Consider the following 19,597-nt stretch of genomic DNA (forward strand, 5'->3'; position numbering starts at 1 on the left):
TGCGGTACGTGGGATCCTGTGCGGATGGATCAGATCGCACTGAGGCGCTGGGCCGACGACGACGCGTGGCTGCTCGAACGGGCGAACACCGTCGAGATGACGGCGAATCAGAACGGCCCGGAGAACGAGGAGGAGCTCACCGAACGACACGCACGCTATCTCCGCCTTCAGGACGAGGGGTCCGCCCGCATGTTCGTCATCGTCGACGACGCGGAGTCTGTCGGCTCGATCGGCGCCTGGCGGGTCGACCGGCGTGGGCGGCCTGCCCTGGAGACGGGCTGGTTCGTGCTCCCCGAGTTCCAGGGGCGAGGAATCGCGACACGGGCGCTCGCGCTGCTCGTCGACGACGTACGCGAGCATCGCGACGGCAGAGGGATGCTGACGGCGTTCCCGTCGGTGCTGAACGCCCCGTCGAACGGGGTGTGCCGCAGGAACGGCTTCATCCTGGCCGGCACGATGACGCAGAGCTTCCGCGGAGGCGATCTCACCTGCAACGAATGGGTGCTCGACCTCGGCGCCGTCGGAGATGATGTCGCGGGAGAATGAAAAAGCCCCGGAGACTGGCGAGAGTCTTCGAGGCTAATCCGTGCACCCCCTCGGACTTGAACCGAGAACCCACTGATTAAGAGTCAGTTGCTCTGCCGATTGAGCTAGAGGTGCGTGGCCTGGGGAATCCCCCGGCCGAGGAATTACATTACCAGCCGATCGACGCCAAGTGAAATCGAGCCCGGCATCCGTTCCGCCGCGCGTGTCGCCGTGCGACGCTCCTGCGTGGCGACACGCGGACGCCTACTATTCTGGAAGGCGTGACCGCCTCCCCCAGCGCCGACGACCACTCCCGCGACCTCGAGCTCGCGCTCCGTCTTGCCGACGCCGCCGACGCGCAGTCGCTGCCGCGGTTCGACGGTGCCGAGCTCCAGATCTCGACCAAGGCCGACCGCTCCCACGTCACGGACGCGGACCTGGCGACCGAGCGCGCGATCCGCGAGATCCTCGCGCAGGAGCGCCCGGCGGACGGCATCTTCGGCGAGGAGTACGGCGCCGAAGGCGACACGCACCGCCAGTGGATCATCGACCCCATCGACGGTACTGCCAACTACCTCCGCGGAGTCCCGCTGTGGGGAACCATGATCGCGCTGGCGATCGACGGGGTCCCCCAGGTCGGCGTGGTCAGCATGCCGGCGCTCGGCCGGCGCTGGTGGGCTGCCGCAGGATCCGGAGCATGGACGGCGACGGATGCCGCGCCCCGGCGACTGCAGACGTCCGCCGTCGCCTCGCTTGACGGTGCGAGCGTCAGCTTCCAGAGCATCGCCCAGTGGTCGGAGGCCGGCCGCCTCGACACGCTGCTGAAACTCGCCGACCGCGTCTGGCGCGATCGTGCGTACGGCGACGTCTACGCGTACATGCTGCTCGCCGAGGGACGCCTCGAGATGGTCGCCGAGTTCGACGTCAAGGAGTACGACATCGCCGCCGCAGTGCCGATCGTGCGTGAAGCCGGCGGCCGGATGACGGCTTTCGACGGCACCGAGACGATCTCCGCCCGCTCGACACTCGCCAGCAACGGCATCCTCCACGACTCGTTCCTGACGCTCCTCCACGACTGACCCGCACCGAGAAGGCCAGCGATGATCCCTCGAACCATCTCCGCCGCTGCGGCGGCGCTCCTCCTCGCGGCGTGCCTCGTCGCGTGCTCGGGCGCCCCGGACGAGGCCGTGAGCCCGACACCGAAGGCACCGGCGCCGACGCCCGAGGCGAGCGTGCAGCCCGTCGAGACGGAGATCCCCGAGCCTCCTGCGGCGGAGCCCGCCTGCGACACGATCGTGTCAGAGGGCACGGTCAAGGTGCTGACCGACGCCGGCTGGACCTTCGAGGAGAAGGAGTTCGTGATCGGCGATGTGACGCTCGACGACGGGCTGCTCTGCTTCTGGGCGGACTATTCGGTCGCGTCCGATCACGGCCAGCTGTACGGGTGGTCCGAGATCACCGCTGAGAACGCGGCGAGAGCGCAGTCGTCCCTCCTCAGCTCGGGGTGGCTGCGCGAGGACGGCCCGGAGGGCGTCTACATCACCGAGGACCCGCAGTACGCGATGGGCGTCGATGAGGACGGATACGGCATGACCTACCTGTTCGGCGACGGCTGGGTGAAGTTCGCCGACACCCGGCAGAGCCTTCTCCTCGTCGGCTGGAGCGGCTGAACCGGAACCCCTCGCCCGTCCGGCTATCCTGACGGAAGCTGACGCGCAGGAGGGAGCTGTCATGTCGAGAGTCGGGCCGTTCCTCATCGCGCTGATCGTCGGATGCTGCGTGATGCTCGTCGCGACGATCGCGCTCGGCCTGACGACAGTGTCTCTGCTGCGCCCTGCCTCCGCGATCGCCTCGCCGTCTCCCACCGCGACCGCAGACCCGCCGACCGAGTCCGCCAGCAGCGCGCAGACGGTCCGCGGCATCGAGGTCGAGACCCATTCCGACCTGGAGTTCGGCGACTACGCGATGAGCGGCACTCTCGACGGGAAGTTCACTGTCCTCGTGGCTCCTTTGTCCTGGGCCGACTCCGCCTCGGGGATCCACGCGTTCTTCGACGTCACCGCCTACGACGCCGAAGGGCACATCGTCGACCGCACCCCGACGAACGTGTACGTCCTCCCGGAGCAGGAGGGGTTCTTCCAGGGCATCTTCAGCGAGGACCTGTCTGACGTGGTGCGGATCTCCGTCGAGCAGACCTCGACCACGATCGAGGCGCCTCTCATGTCAGGGGCGATCACGATGACGCGCTCGGAGGCGCTCGAGGAGGACCGGAAGATCTTCGCCGGGGGCAATCTCACGTCCACCCTGAGCGTCGTGCCGAAACACGCCGACGTGTTCATCGCGGGTTACTCCGACGGCGTGCTCTTCGGCTACTGCTCCGACATCCCGGACATCCCGGCAGGAGGCGAGTTCGTTGCGATCTGCGAACTGACGCCGGTCACCGCCGATGACCGCCTCCCCGACGGCGGGGTCCCAGACGACGCCGAGTTCCGCGCGTACCTCGCGCTCGACCCGCTCTCGCAGGAGTGACATGACCGACCCCGTCCAGAAGCGGAAGGGCCTGCTGATCGGCCTGTCGATCGCGTTCAGCGTGCTGACGCTGACCACCGTCGGGTTCGGCGCGGCGACGATCTTCCTGCTGGCCACGAACGGCACGGCCGACGCTGCGCCCTCCGCGTCGCCGACGCCCACGCCCACCGCGACGCCGGGACACGCATCCGCCACGATCCAAGGATTCGACGTCTCCGCGGTCTCGGACCTCTCCGTGGAGCAGTTCGCACTCGCGATCCCCTCGCACAGCGAGACGGCGAACATCTATGCCCTCCTGACCAACGAGAGCGAGTCTCAGGCGGCCGACGCCTACTTCGACGTCACGACGTACCGCGAAGACGGCCGCATCGTGGAGCGCGGACTCGACATCGTCTACGTCCCACCCGGCCAGACCGGCGTACTGCAGGTCGAGCTCCCCGAGGATCTCAGTGGCGTCGTGTCGATCGTCATCGAGCAGACGATCATCGACTGGCTCGCCCCCGCGGTCAGCGGCGGCGCCGAGGTCGTCTCGGTGACGAGCACCGGGCTCTCCGACGACTTCCTAGATGTCCAGCTCACCTCGACGCTCAGCCGGCCGGTCGACGGCGCTGATGTCCACCTCATCGGCTACGTCGACGACCAGATCGTCGGCGTGTGCGAGCTCTGGACGGACATCCCGGAGAGCGGGGTCTCCTTCGAGGACCTCTGCGACTGGTCGCCCGCAGTCGCCGATGAGCCGGTCCCGGCCGAGGCGCTCCCCGACGGCATCGAATTCGAGGCCTACGTGAGATTCGACGCGTCAGCCCTGGAATGAGACCCCAGGCCCGGGACGTGGCCGGTCAGACCCTGCCGCGACGGCGCCCGATCGGCACCACGTTCGGTGTGCCGGTGACCGGATCGGGCACGACGACGCATTCGAGCCCGAAGACCTCGTGGACGAGCTCGGCGGTCACGATCTCACCGGGCGCACCTTCCGCGACCACGGCACCGCCCTTCATCGCGATCAAGTGGGTCGCGTAGCGGGCGGCGTGGTTGAGATCGTGCAGCACCGCCACCAGCGTGCTGCCCGACTCGTGGAGGTCGGTGAGCAGCTCGAGAAGCTCGATCTGATGGGCGATGTCGAGGAAGGTCGTCGGCTCGTCGAGGAGCAGCAACGGGGTCTGCTGCGCGAGCACCATGGCGACCCAGACCCGCTGCGCCTGACCTCCGGAGAGCTCGTCCACGAGCCGGTCGGCGAGATCGGAGACGCCGGTCGCCTTCATCGCCTCCTCGACGGCCGCCTCGTCGCGCTCAGCCCACGGCCGCATGATCGACTGGTGCGGGAACCGGCCGCGGGCCACGAGATCACGCACCCGGATCCCGTCCGGGGCGACTGAGGTCTGTGGAAGGAGTCCTACGCGGCGCGCCACCTCCTTCGCGCGGTAGCTGCGGATCGCCCGCCCGTCCAGCAGCACCTCCCCGGCGCTGGGGACGACCAGCCTGGACAACGCCCTCAGGAGGGTCGACTTCCCGCTCGCGTTCGGCCCGACGATCACGGTGAAAGAGCGGTCGGGAATCGCGACGGACAGCTCTGTGGAGATGATCCGCCGGTCGTAGCCGATCGTGACGTCCGCTGCACGCAGTCGGCTGGAGCGGTCTTCGATCATCGACGGAATCCTTCCCTTATCAGCAGCCAGGCGAAGTAGCCTCCGCCGAGCACGACCGTGACGAGTCCGACCGTGATGTTCATGCGCTGGCCGATGAGGTCCGCACCGAGCAGCAGCACTGCGCCCAGGAGGCCTGCGCTGGACATGTCCGAGCCGGGCGAGCGCACGAGCCTGCGCGCCACCTGGGGTGCGACGAGGGCGACGAACGCGATCGGTCCGGCCGCGGCTGTGACCAGGGCAGTGAGGGCGACGCCGAGTACGGTCATGCTCAGCCGCGTGCTTTCGATGCGGACGCCGAGTGCTCTCGCCGCGTCATCTCCGAGCTCCAGTTGCGCGAATCCGCGCCGGGCCGAGGCGACGAGCGGCACGACGACGGCGAGGATGACGGCGAACGGAATCAGCTGCTCGTAGCCGAGCGCCGAGAAGGAGCCGAACCCCCACGAGACGGCGGCTCGCGCCTCCTGCGCGCCGGTGCTGATCAGGACGTAGCTGTTGACACCGACGAGGAACGCGGAGACGCCGATCCCGACGATGATGAACCGGAAGCCCTGGATGCCTCCTCGATAGGCCAGGAGGTACACGAGCATCGCGGTGAGAATGCCGCCGGCCGCCGCGCCGGTGGCGATGAGCAGATACGAGCTGCTCCCGAGGAGCAGCATGACCACCAGCGCACCGGTATACGACCCGGCATCGAAGCCGATGACATCGGGACTGCCGAGCGGGTTGCGAGTGAGGGACTGGAAGATCGCGCCGCTCACGCCGAGCGCGACACCCGCGAGCACCGCGAACAGCACTCTCGGAAGCCTCCAGTCGACGACGAGCTTTCGGACGTTGTCCTCACCGCCCCCGGAGATCGCCGCGATCACCTGGGAGAGGTCGAGCTGATAGGTGCCGGATGTGAGCGCCACGGCGCCCAGCGCGAGCAGCACGACGACCATGATCGTCCTGACGACGAGGGCGCGGACGCCGAGGCGCCACAGGCCGTGTCTCGTCCTGACTGTGAGGATCCGGGGCGCTCCCGCCTCCGCCGCCCCTGCGCTCACAGCCCGCTCACCCGCTTGCGCCGTGCAAGGGCGATCAGCACCGGTGCACCGACGATCGCCGTCACGATGCTCACCTGGAGCTCTCCGCTCGGGAGGATGACGCGCCCGATGACGTCGGACAGCAGCAGCATGGCTGGCGCGACGATCGCCGAATAGGCGATGATCCAGCGCTGGTCCGGACCGGTGAACCAGCGCACCGCGTGCGGCACCATGAGACCGACGAACGCGATCGGCCCTGCGAGCGCGGTCGCGCCACCGGCGAGGATGGTGACGCCGATCACGGAGGCGATGCGTGTACGCACGAGTCCCGCTCCGAGCGTCCGTCCGAGATCGTCGCCGAGCGCGATGGCGTTGAGCGGGCGGGCGATGACGAAAGCCAGCACCAAGCCGACCGCGATGAACGGGGCGATCAGCGCGACGGCACTCTCGTCGCGTCCGCCGAGGCTGCCGAGTCCCCAGAAGCGCAGCGTGCTGAAGATCTCCATGTTCTTCAGCATCACGATGGACGTGACGCCGCTGAGCACAGCGCCGATCGCCACGCCGGCGAGTGTCATCCGGCCCGGTGACGGCCCGCCCCGACCGGTGGCGCCGATCACGTACACGACGAGCGTGACGACGAAGGCTCCCAGCAGCGCGAACCACACGTACGCGTGCGGCGTGCGGATGCCGAGCAGCCCGACGCCCATCGTCACGGCGAAGGTCGCTCCGGCGTTCACGCCGAGGATGCCAGGGTCGGCGAGCGGGTTGCGGGTGAACGCCTGGATCAGGGCGCCGCACACGCCCAGCGCCGGCCCTGCGACCAGGCCGACGACGGTGCGCGGCAGCCGCGAATCGCGGACGATCGCCTGGGCATCGGAGCCGTCGAAGTTCAGCAGCGCTCCCAGCACGGTCCCTGCGGGCAGCGCCCTCGCTCCGACCATCAGACTCAGCAGCACGGCAGCCGTGAGCGCGACGAGCGCGATGACGAGGCCGGCCGCCCGCGCCGCCGCGCCGCCGGACACCGCGCGGATGCCGTCAGCGCTGCGGCGCGGAGTCGTCACCGATCAGTTCGCCGACGCGAGAGCGCCGGAGAGCGCATCGGCGAGGTCGTCGATGGTCGACGGGATGCTCAGCACGCTGGGTGCCGTCGTCGCCCAGGCGAGACGCTGGTCGTCCACGAAGTAGTACGAGCTTCCGGCGATCGGCGTCCAGCGGGCGACGAGGGGATCGTCGACGGTGTTCGCGACGTCCTCAGCGGAGTTGACCCATCCGATGTGGAACTGCGATTCGATGTCGCCGAGCTCCTCGAGACTGACGCTCGCGAAGAACTCGTCGGTCGTCGACTCCAGCGCCGCGATGTCGGGTGACACTGTGAAGCCGAGTTCTTCGATGAGCGGAACGCGCGGGTCGCGCGGAAGATAGAGACCGAGGGAGGTCTCCCCCTGGCCGAGGAACCACCCGTAGGAGAAGACGACGTCCTCGAACTCGGGGTGCGCATCGGCGGCCGCCTCGACCGCGGCATCCGCCTCCTCGAGGAGGGCCTCGGCCTCGTCCTCCTTGTCGAGCACCGTCCCGATCGCGAGAGTCAGGTCCTCACGATCAGAAGCCCATTTCGACTCCGCGTACCCGATGGTCGGTGCGATCTCTGTCAGCCGCTTGTAGTCGTTCTCCGTGATGCCGGAGTGGTTCGCGAGGATCACGTCGGGCGCCAGCGCCAGGATCTGCTCGAAGTCGTACTCGCCCGCATCCGTGAACTCGATGATCTCGGGCAGTTCGCCGTCGAGTTCCTCGACCCTGTCCTTGAACCAGGGCAGGTAGGTGTCGACGTTCCCCCAGGTGAAGTCCTCCACGCCGACCGGAACCTCGCCGAGGGCAGCGACGACGTCCTGCGAATACCAGCCGAGGGTGACGATGCGCTCCGGTTTCTCCTCGATCGTCGTGTCTCCGTAGACGTGCTCGATCGTCACCGGGTACGAGCCCGAGGCGTCCGCGGTCGTGCCGCCCTCCGCCGACGGAGCTGCCGTCGAGCAGGCCGCAAGAGACGCGACGGAGAGTGCCAGCGCGATGAGCGCGGCGGATGTGCGCGGGGCACGCCGTGACGGGCGGGTCATGGGACTCCTCGGGTGGGATGACTGTTCGGACGAAGCTCCAACATAGTGAAGGCTAACCTAATCCGCTATCATCCTGAGTGGACCATCATCGTCGTCATTCGACAGCATCCTGTCCGTTCAGTGAGATTCTTCCAACCCGATCTGCCGAAAGAAGCGAGACGCTGTGCCTGGGACGACATCGAAGAATTTCGCAGCCTATCGCGAACCGGTGTCACCGGATCAGTTCTTCGAGGCGCACTCGCACGAGCGGGACCAGCTCGCATGGATCCCAGGAGGTGCCAGGATCAGGGTGGCCGACTCGCACTGGCGTCTGCAGGGAGACCAGTTCGCGTGGATCCCCGCCCTCGCTGAGCACGACATGCAGATGTCGGGGGCTGAGGAGATGTTCAGCCTGTACCTCGATCCGAGCATCCGCCTGCCGCAGAGCCGGTGGAACCGTCCGCTGGCGCTGCCGGTCGACCCCGTCGCCGGGGCGATCGTGCGGAGCCTGTGCACTTCGAAGATCGACGGTGCCCGTGTGGACGCCTCGATCGCTCTGCTGATGGCGATCCTGGCCGTCACAGATGAGAGCTACGACGCCCTCGCCGTCCCGCACGACCCGCGTGCCAGGGCCGTGGCAGACGCCATCCTCCTGGATCCCGCCGAGGAGCGGGGTCTGGACGACTGGGCGCAGCAGCTCGGCGTGAGCACGAAGACGCTCCATCGCGCGTTCCTCGCGGACACGGGACTCACCTTCAGCCAGTGGCGCACCCGAGCCCGCATCTACGCGGCAGAACGACTGCTGGCTGAGGGCCATTCGGTGCAGGAGACCTCCGAGCGCACGGGCTACGCCACCTCGACAGGGTTCATCAAGGCGTTCCGCCAGGTGTTCGGCGCCACGCCCGCGTCGTACGCGCGCGCGAAGAAGGCTCTTCCTGCGCACGCCCGCGCCCGGCGCCGGCGGCCCTGACGCCGGCGAGGCCGGCCGCACTGCGGTGACACGCGAAAAGGCCCCTCTCCCGGCTTCCGCCGAGAAGAGAGGCCCCTTCATTCCTTGCGACAGCGACCTGGTGGAGCTGGGGGGAATCGAACCCCCGTCCAACGCTGAGTCTCCACGCCTTCTCCGGGCGCAGTCTGTGCAGACGTTCTACTCGGCTCCGACCTTTGTCACAGACACCTAAGTCGACAAGCCCAGCCTGGGAAGAGTCCCACGTGACGTCCAGACGCCATCACGCAGCAAGATTCCTAGATGACGCCAGGATCCGTATCGGAATCACATACGGCCTGACGGACTATCGGGCTCGCTTATGCAGCGAGGGCGAAGTCAGTGCGCTTGGTTTCGGCACTTATAGTTTTGCAGGGAGCGTTCACGAGATAACCCTGCATCCTCGGCCCGCTTCTCGTGGATTCACAGGCGCTGTCGAAACCGATCAGCCCCGTGGTCCTTCTCTCGAAGGAGCCGCTGTCGCACTGTGGAATTTTCAGTCCGGATGCCATGGCACCCGAGCGTCACAGTCTATAACGGCTGCGACCCTCACGCTATTCCACGACGCCTCGCGTAGAGTCGGGCCATGAGCGAAGTCACCGTGACAGTCCGCGGCGAGCACGAGGCGCGGATCGCGCCGGAGCGCGCCACCGTCAGCGTCGCCGTGCGTGCAGAGGGGCCGGAGCGCTCGTCCGTCGTCGCTCGCGTGATGAGCCTCGCAGAACCGGTGCGGACGAGCATCACCGAGCGAAAGGATGCCGGCACCGTCGTCGACTGGACCAGCAAGCGCCTCTCGGTGCGGGCGGAGCGTCCCTGGAACGGCGAGGGCAAGCGCCTCGCCCCGGTGTACTACGCGAACGTCGACTTCACCGCGACCTTCGCGGAGGCGTCAGAGCTCTCGATCTGGGTCTCTGACGTCTCCCCCTGGGACGGCGTGGAGGTGGGCTGGGTGAACTGGCATCTCACGCCGGAGACGAACGCCCGCGTCGAACGCGAGGTGGCGGCCGAGGCCGTCGGCGTGGCCGTGGCCAGGGCGCAGGCCTACGCGACGGCGCTCGGACGAGGCGAAGTCGTCCCGGTCGAGATCGCCGACGTCGGGCTCATCGCCCCCACCGCGCCCCCGGCGTTCGCGGGCAAGATGCGCGGCGCCGCCGCGTTCGCCGCCGACTCCGCACCTGCGATGGAGTACGAGCCGGAGGAGATCGTCATCTCCGCCACCGTCGAGGCGCGCTTCCTCGCCCGCTGAGGATCAGTCCCCGCTGGCGAAGGGCGCGAGATCCGCGGCGAGCCGCTCGGAGACGCGTGCGTGCACGGCCGTGCCGTCCTCACGATGCTCCACCGCCAGCAGCATCCCCGTCTCGTGGATCGCCGCGATCAGGTCGCCGCGATCGTAAGGGACCACGGCGTGCACCTCGACGGCAGGCTTCGGCAGCGCCTCCTCGATCGCCGCGCGCAGCTCCTCGATGCCCTCGCCGGAGCGGGACGAGACGAAGTGCGCCTTCGGCTCGAGACCTCGCAGCACGAGCCGCTCATCCTCGTGGATCAGATCGGCCTTGTTGAACACGACGATCTCGGGCATGTCTCGCACGCCGACGTCGCCCATCACGTCTCGCACGGTCTGCAGCTGGCCTGCGGGGTCCGGGTGCGAGGCGTCGACGACATGGAGGACGACGTCGGCGTCGCCGACCTCCTCCAGGGTCGACCGGAAGGCCTCCACAAGCTGGTGCGGGAGATTGCGGACGAACCCGACGGTGTCGGTGAGCGTGTACACGCGGCCGTCTGAAGTCTCCGAGCGACGCACCGTGGCATCCAGCGTGGCGAACAGTGCGTTCTCGACGAGGACGCCGGCGCTGGTGAGCGCGTTCAGCAGACTCGACTTGCCCGCGTTGGTGTACCCGGCGATCGCGACGGAGGGGATCGTGTTGCGCTTGCGCTCGGCGCGCTTGGCCTCCCGCGCCGGCGCGAAGTCACGGATCTGACGGCGCAGCAGCGCCATCTTGGTGCGGATGCGCCGTCGATCGAGCTCGATCTTCGTCTCACCGGGACCACGGGATCCCATTCCCGCGCCGCCGGCGCCGACCTGGCCACCGGCCTGCCGGCTCATGGAGTCACCCCAGCCGCGGAGTCGCGGAAGGAGGTACTCGAGCTGCGCGAGCTCGACCTGCGCCTTGCCCTCGCGGCTCTTCGCGTGCTGACTGAAGATGTCGAGGATCACCGTGGTGCGGTCGATCACCTTCACCTTGACGACGTCCTCCAGGGCGCGCCGCTGACTCGGGGCGAGCTCCGTGTCGGCGATCACCGTGTCGGCGCCGGTCGCCGCGACGATGTCCTTCAGCTCCTGCGCCTTGCCGCGACCGATGTACGTGGCGGCATCCGGATGCGGGCGGCGCTGCAGGACGCCGTCGAGCACGACGGCGCCGGCGGTCTCAGCGAGGGCCGCGAGCTCACGCAGCGAGTTCTCGGCATCCTCCTGCGCGCCCTGGGGGTAGACGCCGACGAGAACGACGTTCTCGAGGCGCAGCTGCCGGTACTCGACCTCTGTGACGTCCTGGAGCTCGGTCGACAGTCCGCCGACGCGCCGAAGGGCGTGCCGGTCCTCAAGATCCCACTGGTCGCCGTCGGACGACGAGTGCGCCGCCGTCGATTCGTGCTGCAGCGCCTGTGCTGCACCGAACACGCGCGCCTCGGTGCGCTTCTCGGCGTTCGCGAGAACGCGATCGACCGATCCGTCGTCGCTGGAGTGTGTGCTGGTCTCCGTCATCCGTCCCTGATCTCTGGGGTTTTGTTGCGAGCCTTAACCTTAGCCCGCGCTGTCCGGTACGCTCACGGTATGGGGTCCGACCACTACTTCACTGCGGCCCCGGCAAGCCCCGAGAATCTGCGTACGATCCATGTGTCGCTCGCAGGCCGTGAGCTGGATGTCACCACTGCAGGTGGCGTCTTCAGCCCGGATCGGCTGGACGCCGGCACAGCAGTGCTTCTCGCCAACATGCCCCCCGTACCGCCGGGGGGCGACCTTCTCGACCTCGGCAGCGGGTGGGGTCCCCTCACGCTGTCGATGGCGATGAGCGCGCCGCATGCGACGGTCTGGGCCGTCGACGTGAACGAACGCGCCCTCGACCTGGTGCGCCGGAACGCCGCGGCGCTCGGACTCGCCAATGTCAACGCGTCGCTGCCCGACGATGTTCCCGACGACGTGACGTTCCGCACGATCCGCTCCAACCCGCCGATCCGCGTCGGCAAGAACGAGCTGCACGGCCTCCTGGAGAAGTGGATCCCGCGGCTCGACGAGCGCAGCGACGCCTGGCTCGTGGTCCAGCGCAACCTCGGTGCGGACTCCCTGCAGCGATGGATCGGCTCGACCTTCCACCCCGGCTACAGCGTCTTCCGCACCGCGACGGGCAAGGGCTACCGCGTGCTCAAGGTGCGCAGGCACGGCACTCCGCCGACGGAGCCGATCACCGTCGCGACGCCGTAGCCGCCGCGTCAGGCGAGGTCGACCTCGCCGGTGAAGACGAGCTGCGCGGGGCCCGACAGCGCGACGTGCTCGCCGTCCTCAGCGGGGAACATGCGCACTCCGAGAACTCCGCCCGGGACCTCTACCCGCCAGTTGCTCGGCGCCTTCTCCCCCGCCCAGTAGCGCACCGCGAGGGCCGTCGCCGCGACTCCGGTGCCGCAGCTGAGCGTCTCGCCGACGCCCCGCTCCGACACGCGCATCCTCACATGACCGATGCCGTCGCGGATCAGCGGCTCCTCCGGGACGACGAACTCCACGTTCGCTCCTGCCGGCAGCGGCGGGTCGAGCTCAGGCCGCCGGTGCAGCTCGAGCGATGCGAGCTCGGCGTCCGACGCGAGCGCGACGACGACATGCGGGTTCCCGACATCGATGCCGAGACCCGGTCGTGTCACCGGAAGCCCGTCGGCCTTCACCAGCGGATCGTCGCCAGAGAGCTTCCAGCGGCCGAGGTCGACCTGATAGCCGGTCTCGCTGCGGGTGACGTCGCGCACGCCCGCCCTCGTCCCGATGGGGAGAGTCGATCCCGGTTCGATCGTGGCAAGGCCTGCGCGCACCAGATAGTGCGCGAAGACGCGGATGCCGTTGCCGCACATCTCCGCGATCGACCCGTCGGCGTTGCGATAGTCCATGAACCACTCGGCATCCGGCTCCTCGGCCAGAGCGGCGGCCCCGTCGGCGATGGCGGCAGAGCGAACGACGCGCAGTACGCCGTCGGCGCCGATCCCGAAGTGGCGGTCGCACAGCGCGGCCACCTGCTCGGTGCTGAGTTCGAGCTCACCGTCAGGATCGGCGATGATGACGAAGTCGTTGCCGGTACCGTGCCCCTTGGTGAATGCGACCATGCGCCCAGTCTAGGGACACCGGCTATGCGTCGACTACGAGGCGCTTGCCGGTGTTCGACACAGTGAATCGCTCGTAGCCGAGGCCGTCGTAGAAGCCGAGAACGCCGTCGTTGCCCTCGCGGACCATGAGCTGCACCTTCGGACAGCCCATCTCGAGCAGGAGTCTCTCGGCTTCGCCGACCAGGCTCCGCGCGACGCCTCTGCGCCGATGGGTCGCAGCACTCGCAAGGTAGTACAGCCATCCTCGATGACCGTCGTAGCCGGCCATGACCGAGCCGACGATCGCCGGCACGCCGGGAGCGGACGTGCCGTCCTCGGCGACGAGGAACAGCTCGGGCTGAACGGCGAGCTTTCGTTCGATGTCGAGCCGGGGGTTGTTCCAGGGTCGAGTGAGACCCGCTTCTTCCCAGAGCGCCACGACGGAGTCGGTGTCCGCCCGCTCGAATGCCCTGACCGTCCAACTCACGTCCCGAGTCTACGATCTCTCGACACCCGGACCGCGAAGCACCCGGTACCGCCCGCACATGAAGCTGCGGTTGCGCGCGACGTCGATGAGCTCCAGGTCGAGGGCACGCGGCAGCAGCGGCGCACCCGAGCCGAGAGTGACCGGTGCGTACTGCACCCACACCTCATCGAGCAGGCCGGCGTCAGCGAACTGCCCGGCGAGGTCGCCCCCGCCGACCACCCACAGGTCTTTGCCGTCCGCCGCCTCGATCATCGCGGAGTGCACCTCGGCGACGTCGCCATGCGCGACGCGGATGTCGGCCCCTTCGGGGACCGTGAGGGGGCGATGCGCGAACACCCATGTCGGCTGCGTGTACCCCCAGCGTCCTTCCTCATGGCGCATGACCCACTCGTAGGTCGATGCCCCCATCGCGAGCGCTCCGATGGTCTTCTCGAAGGCGGGATAGGCCATCGGCCCGTCTTCGTCGATGTCCTGCTTGAGCAGCCAGTCCAGAGAGTGCTCCGCGGTGGCGATGAACCCGTCGAGGCTGCTTGCTGTGTAGAAGTGAGTCGCCATGCGCCCACTCTCGCACCGACCACGGACCATCCGCATCCGCTCGGCGGTGCGATTCAGCGCCACGTTTCAGCGGGCGAGAAGCGCAGTGGCATCGACGGGCGGCTCGTGCCAGGTCAGCCTGGGGTATCGCTTGAACCAGGACACCTGGCGTCGCGCATAGCGCCGCGTCAGAGCCTGCGTCTGCGCGATCGCCTCCGACTGTGTGAGACGTCCGTCGAGCTGCCCCAGCGCCTGCGCGTAGCCGATCGCCCTCGATGCGGTCACGCCCCGTTCGAGGCCCTGATCGCGGAGCCCGCGGACCTCGTCGACCAGCCCGTTCTCCCACATGCGGTCGACCCTCGCGTCGAGGCGCTGCACGAGCTCGCCGCGATCGACGTGCAGCCCGATCACGCGTGCATCCGGCTGCCACAGGGTCGGCTGCGCGGGCAGCGCCGCGCCGTGGGTGGCGCTGCCCTGCTCGAGGACTTCGAGGGCACGGATCACCCGCCGGCCGTTGTGCGGGTCCACACGCTCTGCAGTCACGGCATCCAGGGTGCGAAGCCGCTCGAGCATGCTCTCCACGCCCACGGTCTCGAGCTCCCGCTCGAGACGGTCGCGGATCACGGGGTCTCGCGGGGGGAAGTTGAAGTCGAAGAGGACGCTGGAGATGTAGAGGCCGGAGCCGCCCACGAGGATCGCATCCCCGCCGCGGCTCTGGACGCCGACGATGGCCTCACGAGCGAGGGGCTGATACCAGGCGACGGCCGCCTCCTCCTCGACCTCGAGGACGTCGAGGAGATGGTGCGGCACCCCACGCCGTTCAGCGGGGGCGAGCTTGGCCGTCCCGATGTCCATGCCGCGATACAGCTGCATCGCGTCGGCATTGACGATCTCAGCCGGGTTCCCTCGCGACCGCAGCCCCTCGGCGAGGTCGAGAGCGAGATCGCTCTTGCCCGTTCCGGTGGCGCCGACGACAGCCCACAGACGAGGCCTGCCGGCGATGCCGCGCGCAGACGGGTCCGTCACACGCCGACGCGCCGGGTCGGCAGCCCCAGCGAGACCGCCCGCGGGCCGCCGTCGGTGGACGCTGCCGGCACCGCGCACGACTCGGCCTGTGCACGATCCCAGGCGTCCCCGCCGCGCGTGCGCCGGATCCGCAGCGGCTGACCTGTCGGATCGTCGGCGAGCAGGTGGAACGGCGCCGCGTGCGTGATCGTCACCGTCACCACGTCACCCGGACGCGGGAGGTCCGAGCCCGGAGTGACCTCGAAATGCACCAGCCGGTTGTCTTCGCCGCGCCCCGTGAGGCGGTGCGTCTCGGCATCCTTCTTGCCCTCGCCGGTGGAGACGAGCACCTCGACCTCGCGGCCGACCTGCTTCCGGTTCTCCTCGAGCGAGATCCGCTCCTGCAGGGCGATCAGGCGGTTGTACCGCTCCTGGACGACCTCCTTGGGAACTTGGCCGTCCATCGTGGCGGCCGGGGTGCCCTCGCGGATCGAGTACTGGAAGGTGAATGCACTGGAGAACCGGGCCTGTTCGACGACACGCATCGTGTCCTCGAAGTCCTCGTCGGTCTCGCCGGGGAATCCGACGATGATGTCGGTCGTGATCGCGGCGTGCGGCATGCGGTCGCGCACGCGCTCAAGGATGCCGAGGAACCTCTCGCTCCGGTAGGAACGGCGCATGGCCTTGAGGATGCGGTCGCTTCCCGACTGCAGCGGCATGTGCAGCTGCGGCATCACGCTCGGAGTCTCCGCCATCGCGTCGATCACGTCGTCCGTGAACGCGGCGGGGTGCGGGCTGGTGAAGCGGATGCGCTCGAGTCCCTCGATCTCGCCGGCTGCGCGCAGGAGCTTGCCGAAGGCATGCCGGTCGCCGAACTCCACTCCGTACGAGTTCACGTTCTGCCCGAGAAGAGTGACCTCGATCGCGCCGTCCTCCACGAGCAGGCGGATCTCGTTCAGGATGTCACCGGGGCGACGGTCCTTCTCCTTGCCGCGCAGGCTCGGGACGATGCAGAACGTGCAGGTGTTGTTGCAGCCGACCGAGATCGAGACCCAGCCGCTGTGCGCGGAGTCCCGCTTGGTTGGCAGCGTCGATGGGAAGACCTCGAGGGACTCGAGGATCTCGAGCTCGGCCTCGCCGTTGTGGCGTGCGCGCTCGAGGAGACCGGGGAGCGAGCCCATGTTGTGGGTGCCGAAGACGACGTCGACCCACGGCGCCTTGTCGAGCACCGCCTGCTTGTCCATCTGGGCGAGGCAGCCGCCGACCGCGATCTGCATGCCGTCCTTGCGGCGCTTCACGGACGCCAGCTGCCCGAGCGTGCCGTACAGCTTGCCCGCCGCGTTGTCGCGCACCGCGCAGGTGTTGATGATCACGACGTCGGGCTCGTCGCCGTCTTCGGCCCGGACGTAGCCGGCGCTCTCCAGGGACCCGGAGAGGCGTTCGGAGTCGTGCACGTTCATCTGGCACCCGAAGGTGCGCACTTCGTAGGATCGCCGGCGCCCGTCGACGTCGACTGCCGCCGACGAGGTGCTGATGATCGTCGGTTCACTGCGCGGGATAGTCATGATGCTCCCATTGTACGAGCGCGGCGAGCAGCTGCTCGGGCAGAACGGCTCAGTCCGAGTCGACGAAGCGCACGCCGAGCGACGGCCGGCCGGAACCAGCCTCTGCCAGTGCCGTCTTCGCCGCGGTCATCGCCACGGCGCCGTTGTAGCCGCGCCTCGCCAGCTGTCCGACGAGCCGTCGGAGCGCCGTGTCGCCGTCGAGGCGCACAAGCGACCCGGCTTTGGTGCGGGCGAACGACAGCGCGCGATCCGCATCATCGTCCGGCAGCTCATCGAGCGCGGCGCCGATCACGTCACGCGGGATGCCGCGCTGAGCCAGTGCGCGTGAGAGAGCGACCCTCCCCTGGCCTTTGCGCTCGACGCCCGAGGTGACGAGATGACCCGCCAGGACCGCGTCGTCGAGATAGCCGCGACGGCAGAAGTCGTCGATGACGTCATCGACCTGCGCAGCGTCGAGTCGCTGGTCCTGCAGGGCGTATCCCTTCAGGACCGTCCGCGCCTCGGCGATCGAGAGCGATCTGGTGCGGAGTCTCCGCACCAGCACCTCCTCCGCTGCCTCACGGATCCTGGTCGCGTCGGGAGTCTTCTCAGGTGCATCATGTTCTGCGGGTGCACCGCGATCTGCCGGCGCTTCGTGATTCAGGGCGTCCGGTCGAAGCGCCTTCAGCGTCGGAGCCGGCCCGGCGGCGCGGCCGTTCGCCGGATGCCGCTGACTCGCGTGCGCGGACCCGGCGGCCGCCGGCGCACCGCCGCCGCCGAACAGCGGGATCACGGGGGCGAGCCGCTCGGACTCGCCCCCGCCGTCACGCATAGCTCACCCCGGTTGTTGAGCGACGTCGAAACACCCCGGTTGTTGAGCGACGTCGAAACATCAGGCCGGGCGACGCTCGGCGAGCTCGTCGGCCGGGGCCGCAGCCACCGCTCCGCCGATGCCGAGCTTCTGCTTGATCTGGGTCTCGATCGCCAGCGCGATGTCAGGGTTCTTGAGGAGGAAGTTACGCGCGTTCTCCTTGCCCTGCCCCAGCTGATCGCCGTCGTAGGTGTACCAGGAACCCGACTTCTTGACGATGCCGTGATCGACGCCGAAGTCGATCAGGCTGCCCTCGCGAGAGATGCCGATGCCGTACAGGATGTCGAACTCGGCCTGTTTGAACGGCGGAGCCATCTTGTTCTTGACGACCTTGACGCGCGTGCGGTTTCCGACGGCGTCCGTGCCGTCCTTGAGCGTCTCGATGCGCCGGATGTCCATGCGCACCGACGCGTAGAACTTCAGCGCCTTACCACCGGCCGTCGTCTCGGGAGAGCCGAAGAACACGCCGATCTTCTCGCGCAGCTGGTTGATGAAGATCATCGTGGTGTTGGTCTGGTTCAGCCCACCGGTCAGCTTTCGCAGCGCCTGCGACATCAGTCGCGCCTGCAGGCCGACGTGAGAGTCGCCCATCTCTCCCTCGATCTCGGCCCGGGGCACGAGAGCGGCGACGGAGTCGATGACGATGAGGTCGATGGCACCGGAGCGCACCAGCATGTCGGCGATCTCGAGTGCCTGCTCACCCGTGTCGGGCTGGGAGACGAGAAGGGCGTCGATGTCGACGCCGAGCTTCGCGGCATAGTCAGGGTCGAGTGCGTGCTCCGCGTCGATGAACGCCGCGATGCCGCCGGCACGCTGCGCATTCGCGATCGCGTGCAGCGTCAGCGTCGTCTTGCCGGACGACTCGGGTCCGTAGATCTCCACGATGCGGCCACGCGGGAGTCCGCCGACGCCGAGTGCGACGTCGAGTGCGATGGAGCCGGTCGGGATGACCGCGACGGGTGCGCGCTCGTCGCTGCCCAGCCGCATGACCGAGCCCTTTCCGAACTGGCGGTCGATCTGGGCGAGTGCTGTCTCGAGGGACTTCTCGCGGTCTGCGGGTGATGGCATGACGTGCTCCTTATGCTCGAGTGGTGCCGCCTGTAGGCTGTCGCGGTCCTCCCGGCTGGGCGGAACTCTCCGACAAGGCGTATGGCTCTTTCGGCCTGTTCTTCACCGTACGAGGCACCTCGGACATTGCGTCTTCGGGGCCGGGAACTGTGCAGCACATGCTCGCCGAACCACTTGTGCAGAAGAATACGCCCACTTCGAACACATATTCGACGACACGCCGTCGGCGGCGTGTCGGAACACGGACACGCTCGAACGAACCGCTCTCAGCGCCGGCGCGGTTCCAGCCGCCCTGCTCCGTGCCTGCGCGTCACCGGGACATCGGCCTCGACGCACAGCGCCAGCCAGACGTCACGCGTCGCGACACCCTGGTCGAGGGCCTCCGTGGCAGTGCGTCCGCCGAGCTCGGTCAGGACGAGATCGCTGATCAGCGACGACCCGCGCCCCGGGAACTCCGTCTCGACGGCGCGGAAGAACTCACTGCGTCGCATGGATCAGCGGATGCGTCAGCGCAGCGACAGCTCGGGCTCGATGGAGGCCACGAGGTCGTCCGGCACGACGTCCGGGAAGACCTGGATGCCCTCGATCACCGAGATGCGGTCGCCGACCTCGCGCATGATCGTCGAGATGGGGACGTCGAGTGCGTCGGCGACGGAAGCGAGGATCTCGCTCGATGCCTCCTTCTGACCGCGCTCGACCTCACTGAGGTACCCGAGCGCCACAGAGGCCCTGCTCGCGACCTGTCGGAGCGTACGGCCCTTCTGCAGACGGAAGTCCCTCAGCACATCGCCGATTTCCTGTCGTACGAGAATCATCGGAACCTCCTCCCAGGTCGTCCGCCCGAGGTCTCCCCCGATCGGATGGCCAGTTTAGTCCTTCTGACCTTCACAGAATCTACCTTTTCACTCTGTGCTTTCGTTGTGAGCACATTTATGACAACGGCGGCCCGTGCC

Annotated in this window: 22 protein-coding genes, 1 tRNA gene and 1 other RNA gene; 8 read left to right on the forward strand and 16 right to left on the reverse strand. The window is 68.3% G+C overall.

Features of this window, described 5'->3' with window-relative positions; genetic code table 11:
• Positions 1-24 precede the first annotated feature (24 nt).
• Entirely contained in the window at positions 25-546 is a 522-nt protein-coding gene (locus IPV10_RS02910) for a GNAT family N-acetyltransferase (RefSeq protein ID WP_207480226.1), read from the forward strand.
• Between the two features lie 41 nt (positions 547-587).
• Here the strand turns inward: IPV10_RS02910 and IPV10_RS02915 are convergent.
• Positions 588-660 (reverse strand) — tRNA-Lys (locus IPV10_RS02915).
• Between the two features lie 146 nt (positions 661-806).
• Here IPV10_RS02915 and IPV10_RS02920 point away from each other — a divergent pair.
• The 4 genes from IPV10_RS02920 to IPV10_RS02935 all read left to right on the forward strand — a co-directional run bounded on the left by IPV10_RS02920 (position 807) and on the right by IPV10_RS02935 (position 3,868).
• The gene (locus tag IPV10_RS02920) at positions 807-1,604 is read left to right on the forward strand and encodes an inositol monophosphatase family protein (protein WP_207480228.1); all 798 of its coding nucleotides are present in this window, start codon (positions 807-809) and stop codon (positions 1,602-1,604) included.
• A gap of 21 nt (positions 1,605-1,625) precedes the next feature.
• On the forward strand, positions 1,626-2,195 hold the full coding sequence (locus IPV10_RS02925; protein ID WP_207480230.1) for a hypothetical protein: 570 nt from the start codon (positions 1,626-1,628) through the stop codon (positions 2,193-2,195).
• Between the two features lie 61 nt (positions 2,196-2,256).
• On the forward strand, positions 2,257-3,054 hold the full coding sequence (locus IPV10_RS02930) for a hypothetical protein (protein ID WP_207480232.1): 798 nt from the start codon (positions 2,257-2,259) through the stop codon (positions 3,052-3,054).
• Position 3,055: 1 nt separating this feature from the next.
• The gene (locus tag IPV10_RS02935) at positions 3,056-3,868 is read left to right on the forward strand and encodes a hypothetical protein (RefSeq protein ID WP_207480234.1); all 813 of its coding nucleotides are present in this window, start codon (positions 3,056-3,058) and stop codon (positions 3,866-3,868) included.
• Between the two features lie 25 nt (positions 3,869-3,893).
• Here IPV10_RS02935 and IPV10_RS02940 read toward each other — a convergent pair whose 3' ends face one another.
• The 4 genes from IPV10_RS02940 to IPV10_RS02955 are packed head-to-tail and all read right to left on the reverse strand — an operon-like array spanning position 3,894 to position 7,833.
• On the reverse strand, positions 3,894-4,700 hold the full coding sequence (locus IPV10_RS02940; protein ID WP_207480236.1) for an ABC transporter ATP-binding protein: 807 nt from the start codon (positions 4,698-4,700) through the stop codon (positions 3,894-3,896).
• The gene (locus IPV10_RS02945; protein WP_207480238.1) at positions 4,697-5,743 is read right to left on the reverse strand and encodes an iron chelate uptake ABC transporter family permease subunit; all 1,047 of its coding nucleotides are present in this window, start codon (positions 5,741-5,743) and stop codon (positions 4,697-4,699) included. Before IPV10_RS02945 ends, IPV10_RS02940 begins: the two co-directional genes overlap by 4 nt.
• Positions 5,740-6,783, reverse strand: coding sequence for an iron chelate uptake ABC transporter family permease subunit (locus tag IPV10_RS02950; RefSeq protein WP_307861039.1), 1,044 nt, complete (start codon positions 6,781-6,783; stop codon positions 5,740-5,742). Before IPV10_RS02950 ends, IPV10_RS02945 begins: the two co-directional genes overlap by 4 nt.
• Positions 6,784-6,786: 3 nt before the next feature.
• The gene (locus IPV10_RS02955; protein ID WP_207480240.1) at positions 6,787-7,833 is read right to left on the reverse strand and encodes an ABC transporter substrate-binding protein; all 1,047 of its coding nucleotides are present in this window, start codon (positions 7,831-7,833) and stop codon (positions 6,787-6,789) included.
• Positions 7,834-8,041: 208 nt separating this feature from the next.
• Between IPV10_RS02955 and IPV10_RS17275 the strand changes: the two genes are divergently transcribed.
• Positions 8,042-8,782 carry an AraC family transcriptional regulator gene (locus IPV10_RS17275; RefSeq protein ID WP_207480242.1) on the forward strand — a complete coding sequence of 247 codons (741 nt, stop codon included), beginning with the start codon at positions 8,042-8,044 and terminating at the stop codon, positions 8,780-8,782.
• Between the two features lie 98 nt (positions 8,783-8,880).
• On the opposite strand, the gene ssrA is transcribed toward IPV10_RS17275, so the two are convergent.
• Positions 8,881-9,250: a transfer-messenger RNA gene (ssrA, locus tag IPV10_RS02965) on the reverse strand.
• 133 nt (positions 9,251-9,383) lie between these two features.
• On the opposite strand from ssrA, the gene IPV10_RS02970 reads away from it, so the two are divergent.
• On the forward strand, positions 9,384-10,043 hold the full coding sequence (locus IPV10_RS02970; protein ID WP_207480244.1) for an SIMPL domain-containing protein: 660 nt from the start codon (positions 9,384-9,386) through the stop codon (positions 10,041-10,043).
• A 3-nt stretch (positions 10,044-10,046) separates the two neighbouring features.
• Here the strand turns inward: IPV10_RS02970 and hflX are convergent, their stop codons facing one another.
• Complete coding sequence (hflX, locus tag IPV10_RS02975) at positions 10,047-11,558, reverse strand: GTPase HflX (protein ID WP_207480246.1); 1,512 nt, start codon at positions 11,556-11,558, stop codon at positions 10,047-10,049.
• 69 nt (positions 11,559-11,627) lie between these two features.
• Between hflX and IPV10_RS02980 the strand changes: the two genes are divergently transcribed.
• Positions 11,628-12,275, forward strand: coding sequence for a class I SAM-dependent methyltransferase (locus tag IPV10_RS02980; RefSeq protein ID WP_207480248.1), 648 nt, complete (start codon positions 11,628-11,630; stop codon positions 12,273-12,275).
• Positions 12,276-12,283: 8 nt separating this feature from the next.
• On the opposite strand, the gene dapF is transcribed toward IPV10_RS02980, so the two are convergent.
• The 9 genes from dapF to IPV10_RS03025 form a co-directional block, all read right to left on the reverse strand.
• The gene (gene dapF, locus IPV10_RS02985; RefSeq protein WP_207480250.1) at positions 12,284-13,156 is read right to left on the reverse strand and encodes a diaminopimelate epimerase; all 873 of its coding nucleotides are present in this window, start codon (positions 13,154-13,156) and stop codon (positions 12,284-12,286) included.
• A gap of 22 nt (positions 13,157-13,178) precedes the next feature.
• Complete coding sequence (locus IPV10_RS02990; protein WP_207480253.1) at positions 13,179-13,622, reverse strand: GNAT family acetyltransferase; 444 nt, start codon at positions 13,620-13,622, stop codon at positions 13,179-13,181.
• Between the two features lie 9 nt (positions 13,623-13,631).
• Positions 13,632-14,177 (reverse strand): dihydrofolate reductase family protein, encoded by a 546-nt coding sequence (locus IPV10_RS02995; protein ID WP_207480255.1) that lies wholly within the window; start codon positions 14,175-14,177, stop codon positions 13,632-13,634.
• A gap of 66 nt (positions 14,178-14,243) precedes the next feature.
• Complete coding sequence (miaA, locus tag IPV10_RS03000) at positions 14,244-15,182, reverse strand: tRNA (adenosine(37)-N6)-dimethylallyltransferase MiaA (protein ID WP_307861040.1); 939 nt, start codon at positions 15,180-15,182, stop codon at positions 14,244-14,246.
• Positions 15,179-16,726: a tRNA (N6-isopentenyl adenosine(37)-C2)-methylthiotransferase MiaB gene (gene miaB, locus IPV10_RS03005; protein WP_207480257.1), complete on the reverse strand. Its 1,548-nt coding sequence runs from the start codon at positions 16,724-16,726 to the stop codon at positions 15,179-15,181. Before miaB ends, miaA begins: the two co-directional genes overlap by 4 nt.
• A 49-nt stretch (positions 16,727-16,775) precedes the next feature.
• Positions 16,776-17,537 carry a regulatory protein RecX gene (locus tag IPV10_RS03010; RefSeq protein ID WP_207480259.1) on the reverse strand — a complete coding sequence of 254 codons (762 nt, stop codon included), beginning with the start codon at positions 17,535-17,537 and terminating at the stop codon, positions 16,776-16,778.
• 60 nt (positions 17,538-17,597) lie between these two features.
• Positions 17,598-18,644, reverse strand: a complete 1,047-nt coding sequence (gene recA / locus IPV10_RS03015; protein WP_207480261.1) for a recombinase RecA — start codon at positions 18,642-18,644, stop codon at positions 17,598-17,600.
• A gap of 266 nt (positions 18,645-18,910) precedes the next feature.
• Complete coding sequence (locus IPV10_RS03020; RefSeq protein ID WP_207480263.1) at positions 18,911-19,135, reverse strand: DUF3046 domain-containing protein; 225 nt, start codon at positions 19,133-19,135, stop codon at positions 18,911-18,913.
• Between the two features lie 15 nt (positions 19,136-19,150).
• Positions 19,151-19,459 carry a helix-turn-helix domain-containing protein gene (locus IPV10_RS03025; RefSeq protein WP_207480265.1) on the reverse strand — a complete coding sequence of 103 codons (309 nt, stop codon included), beginning with the start codon at positions 19,457-19,459 and terminating at the stop codon, positions 19,151-19,153.
• Positions 19,460-19,597 lie beyond the last annotated feature (138 nt).

The sequence above is a fragment of the Microbacterium sp. SD291 genome (assembly GCF_017355365.1).
Taxonomy (GTDB): Bacteria; Actinomycetota; Actinomycetes; order Actinomycetales; family Microbacteriaceae; genus Microbacterium.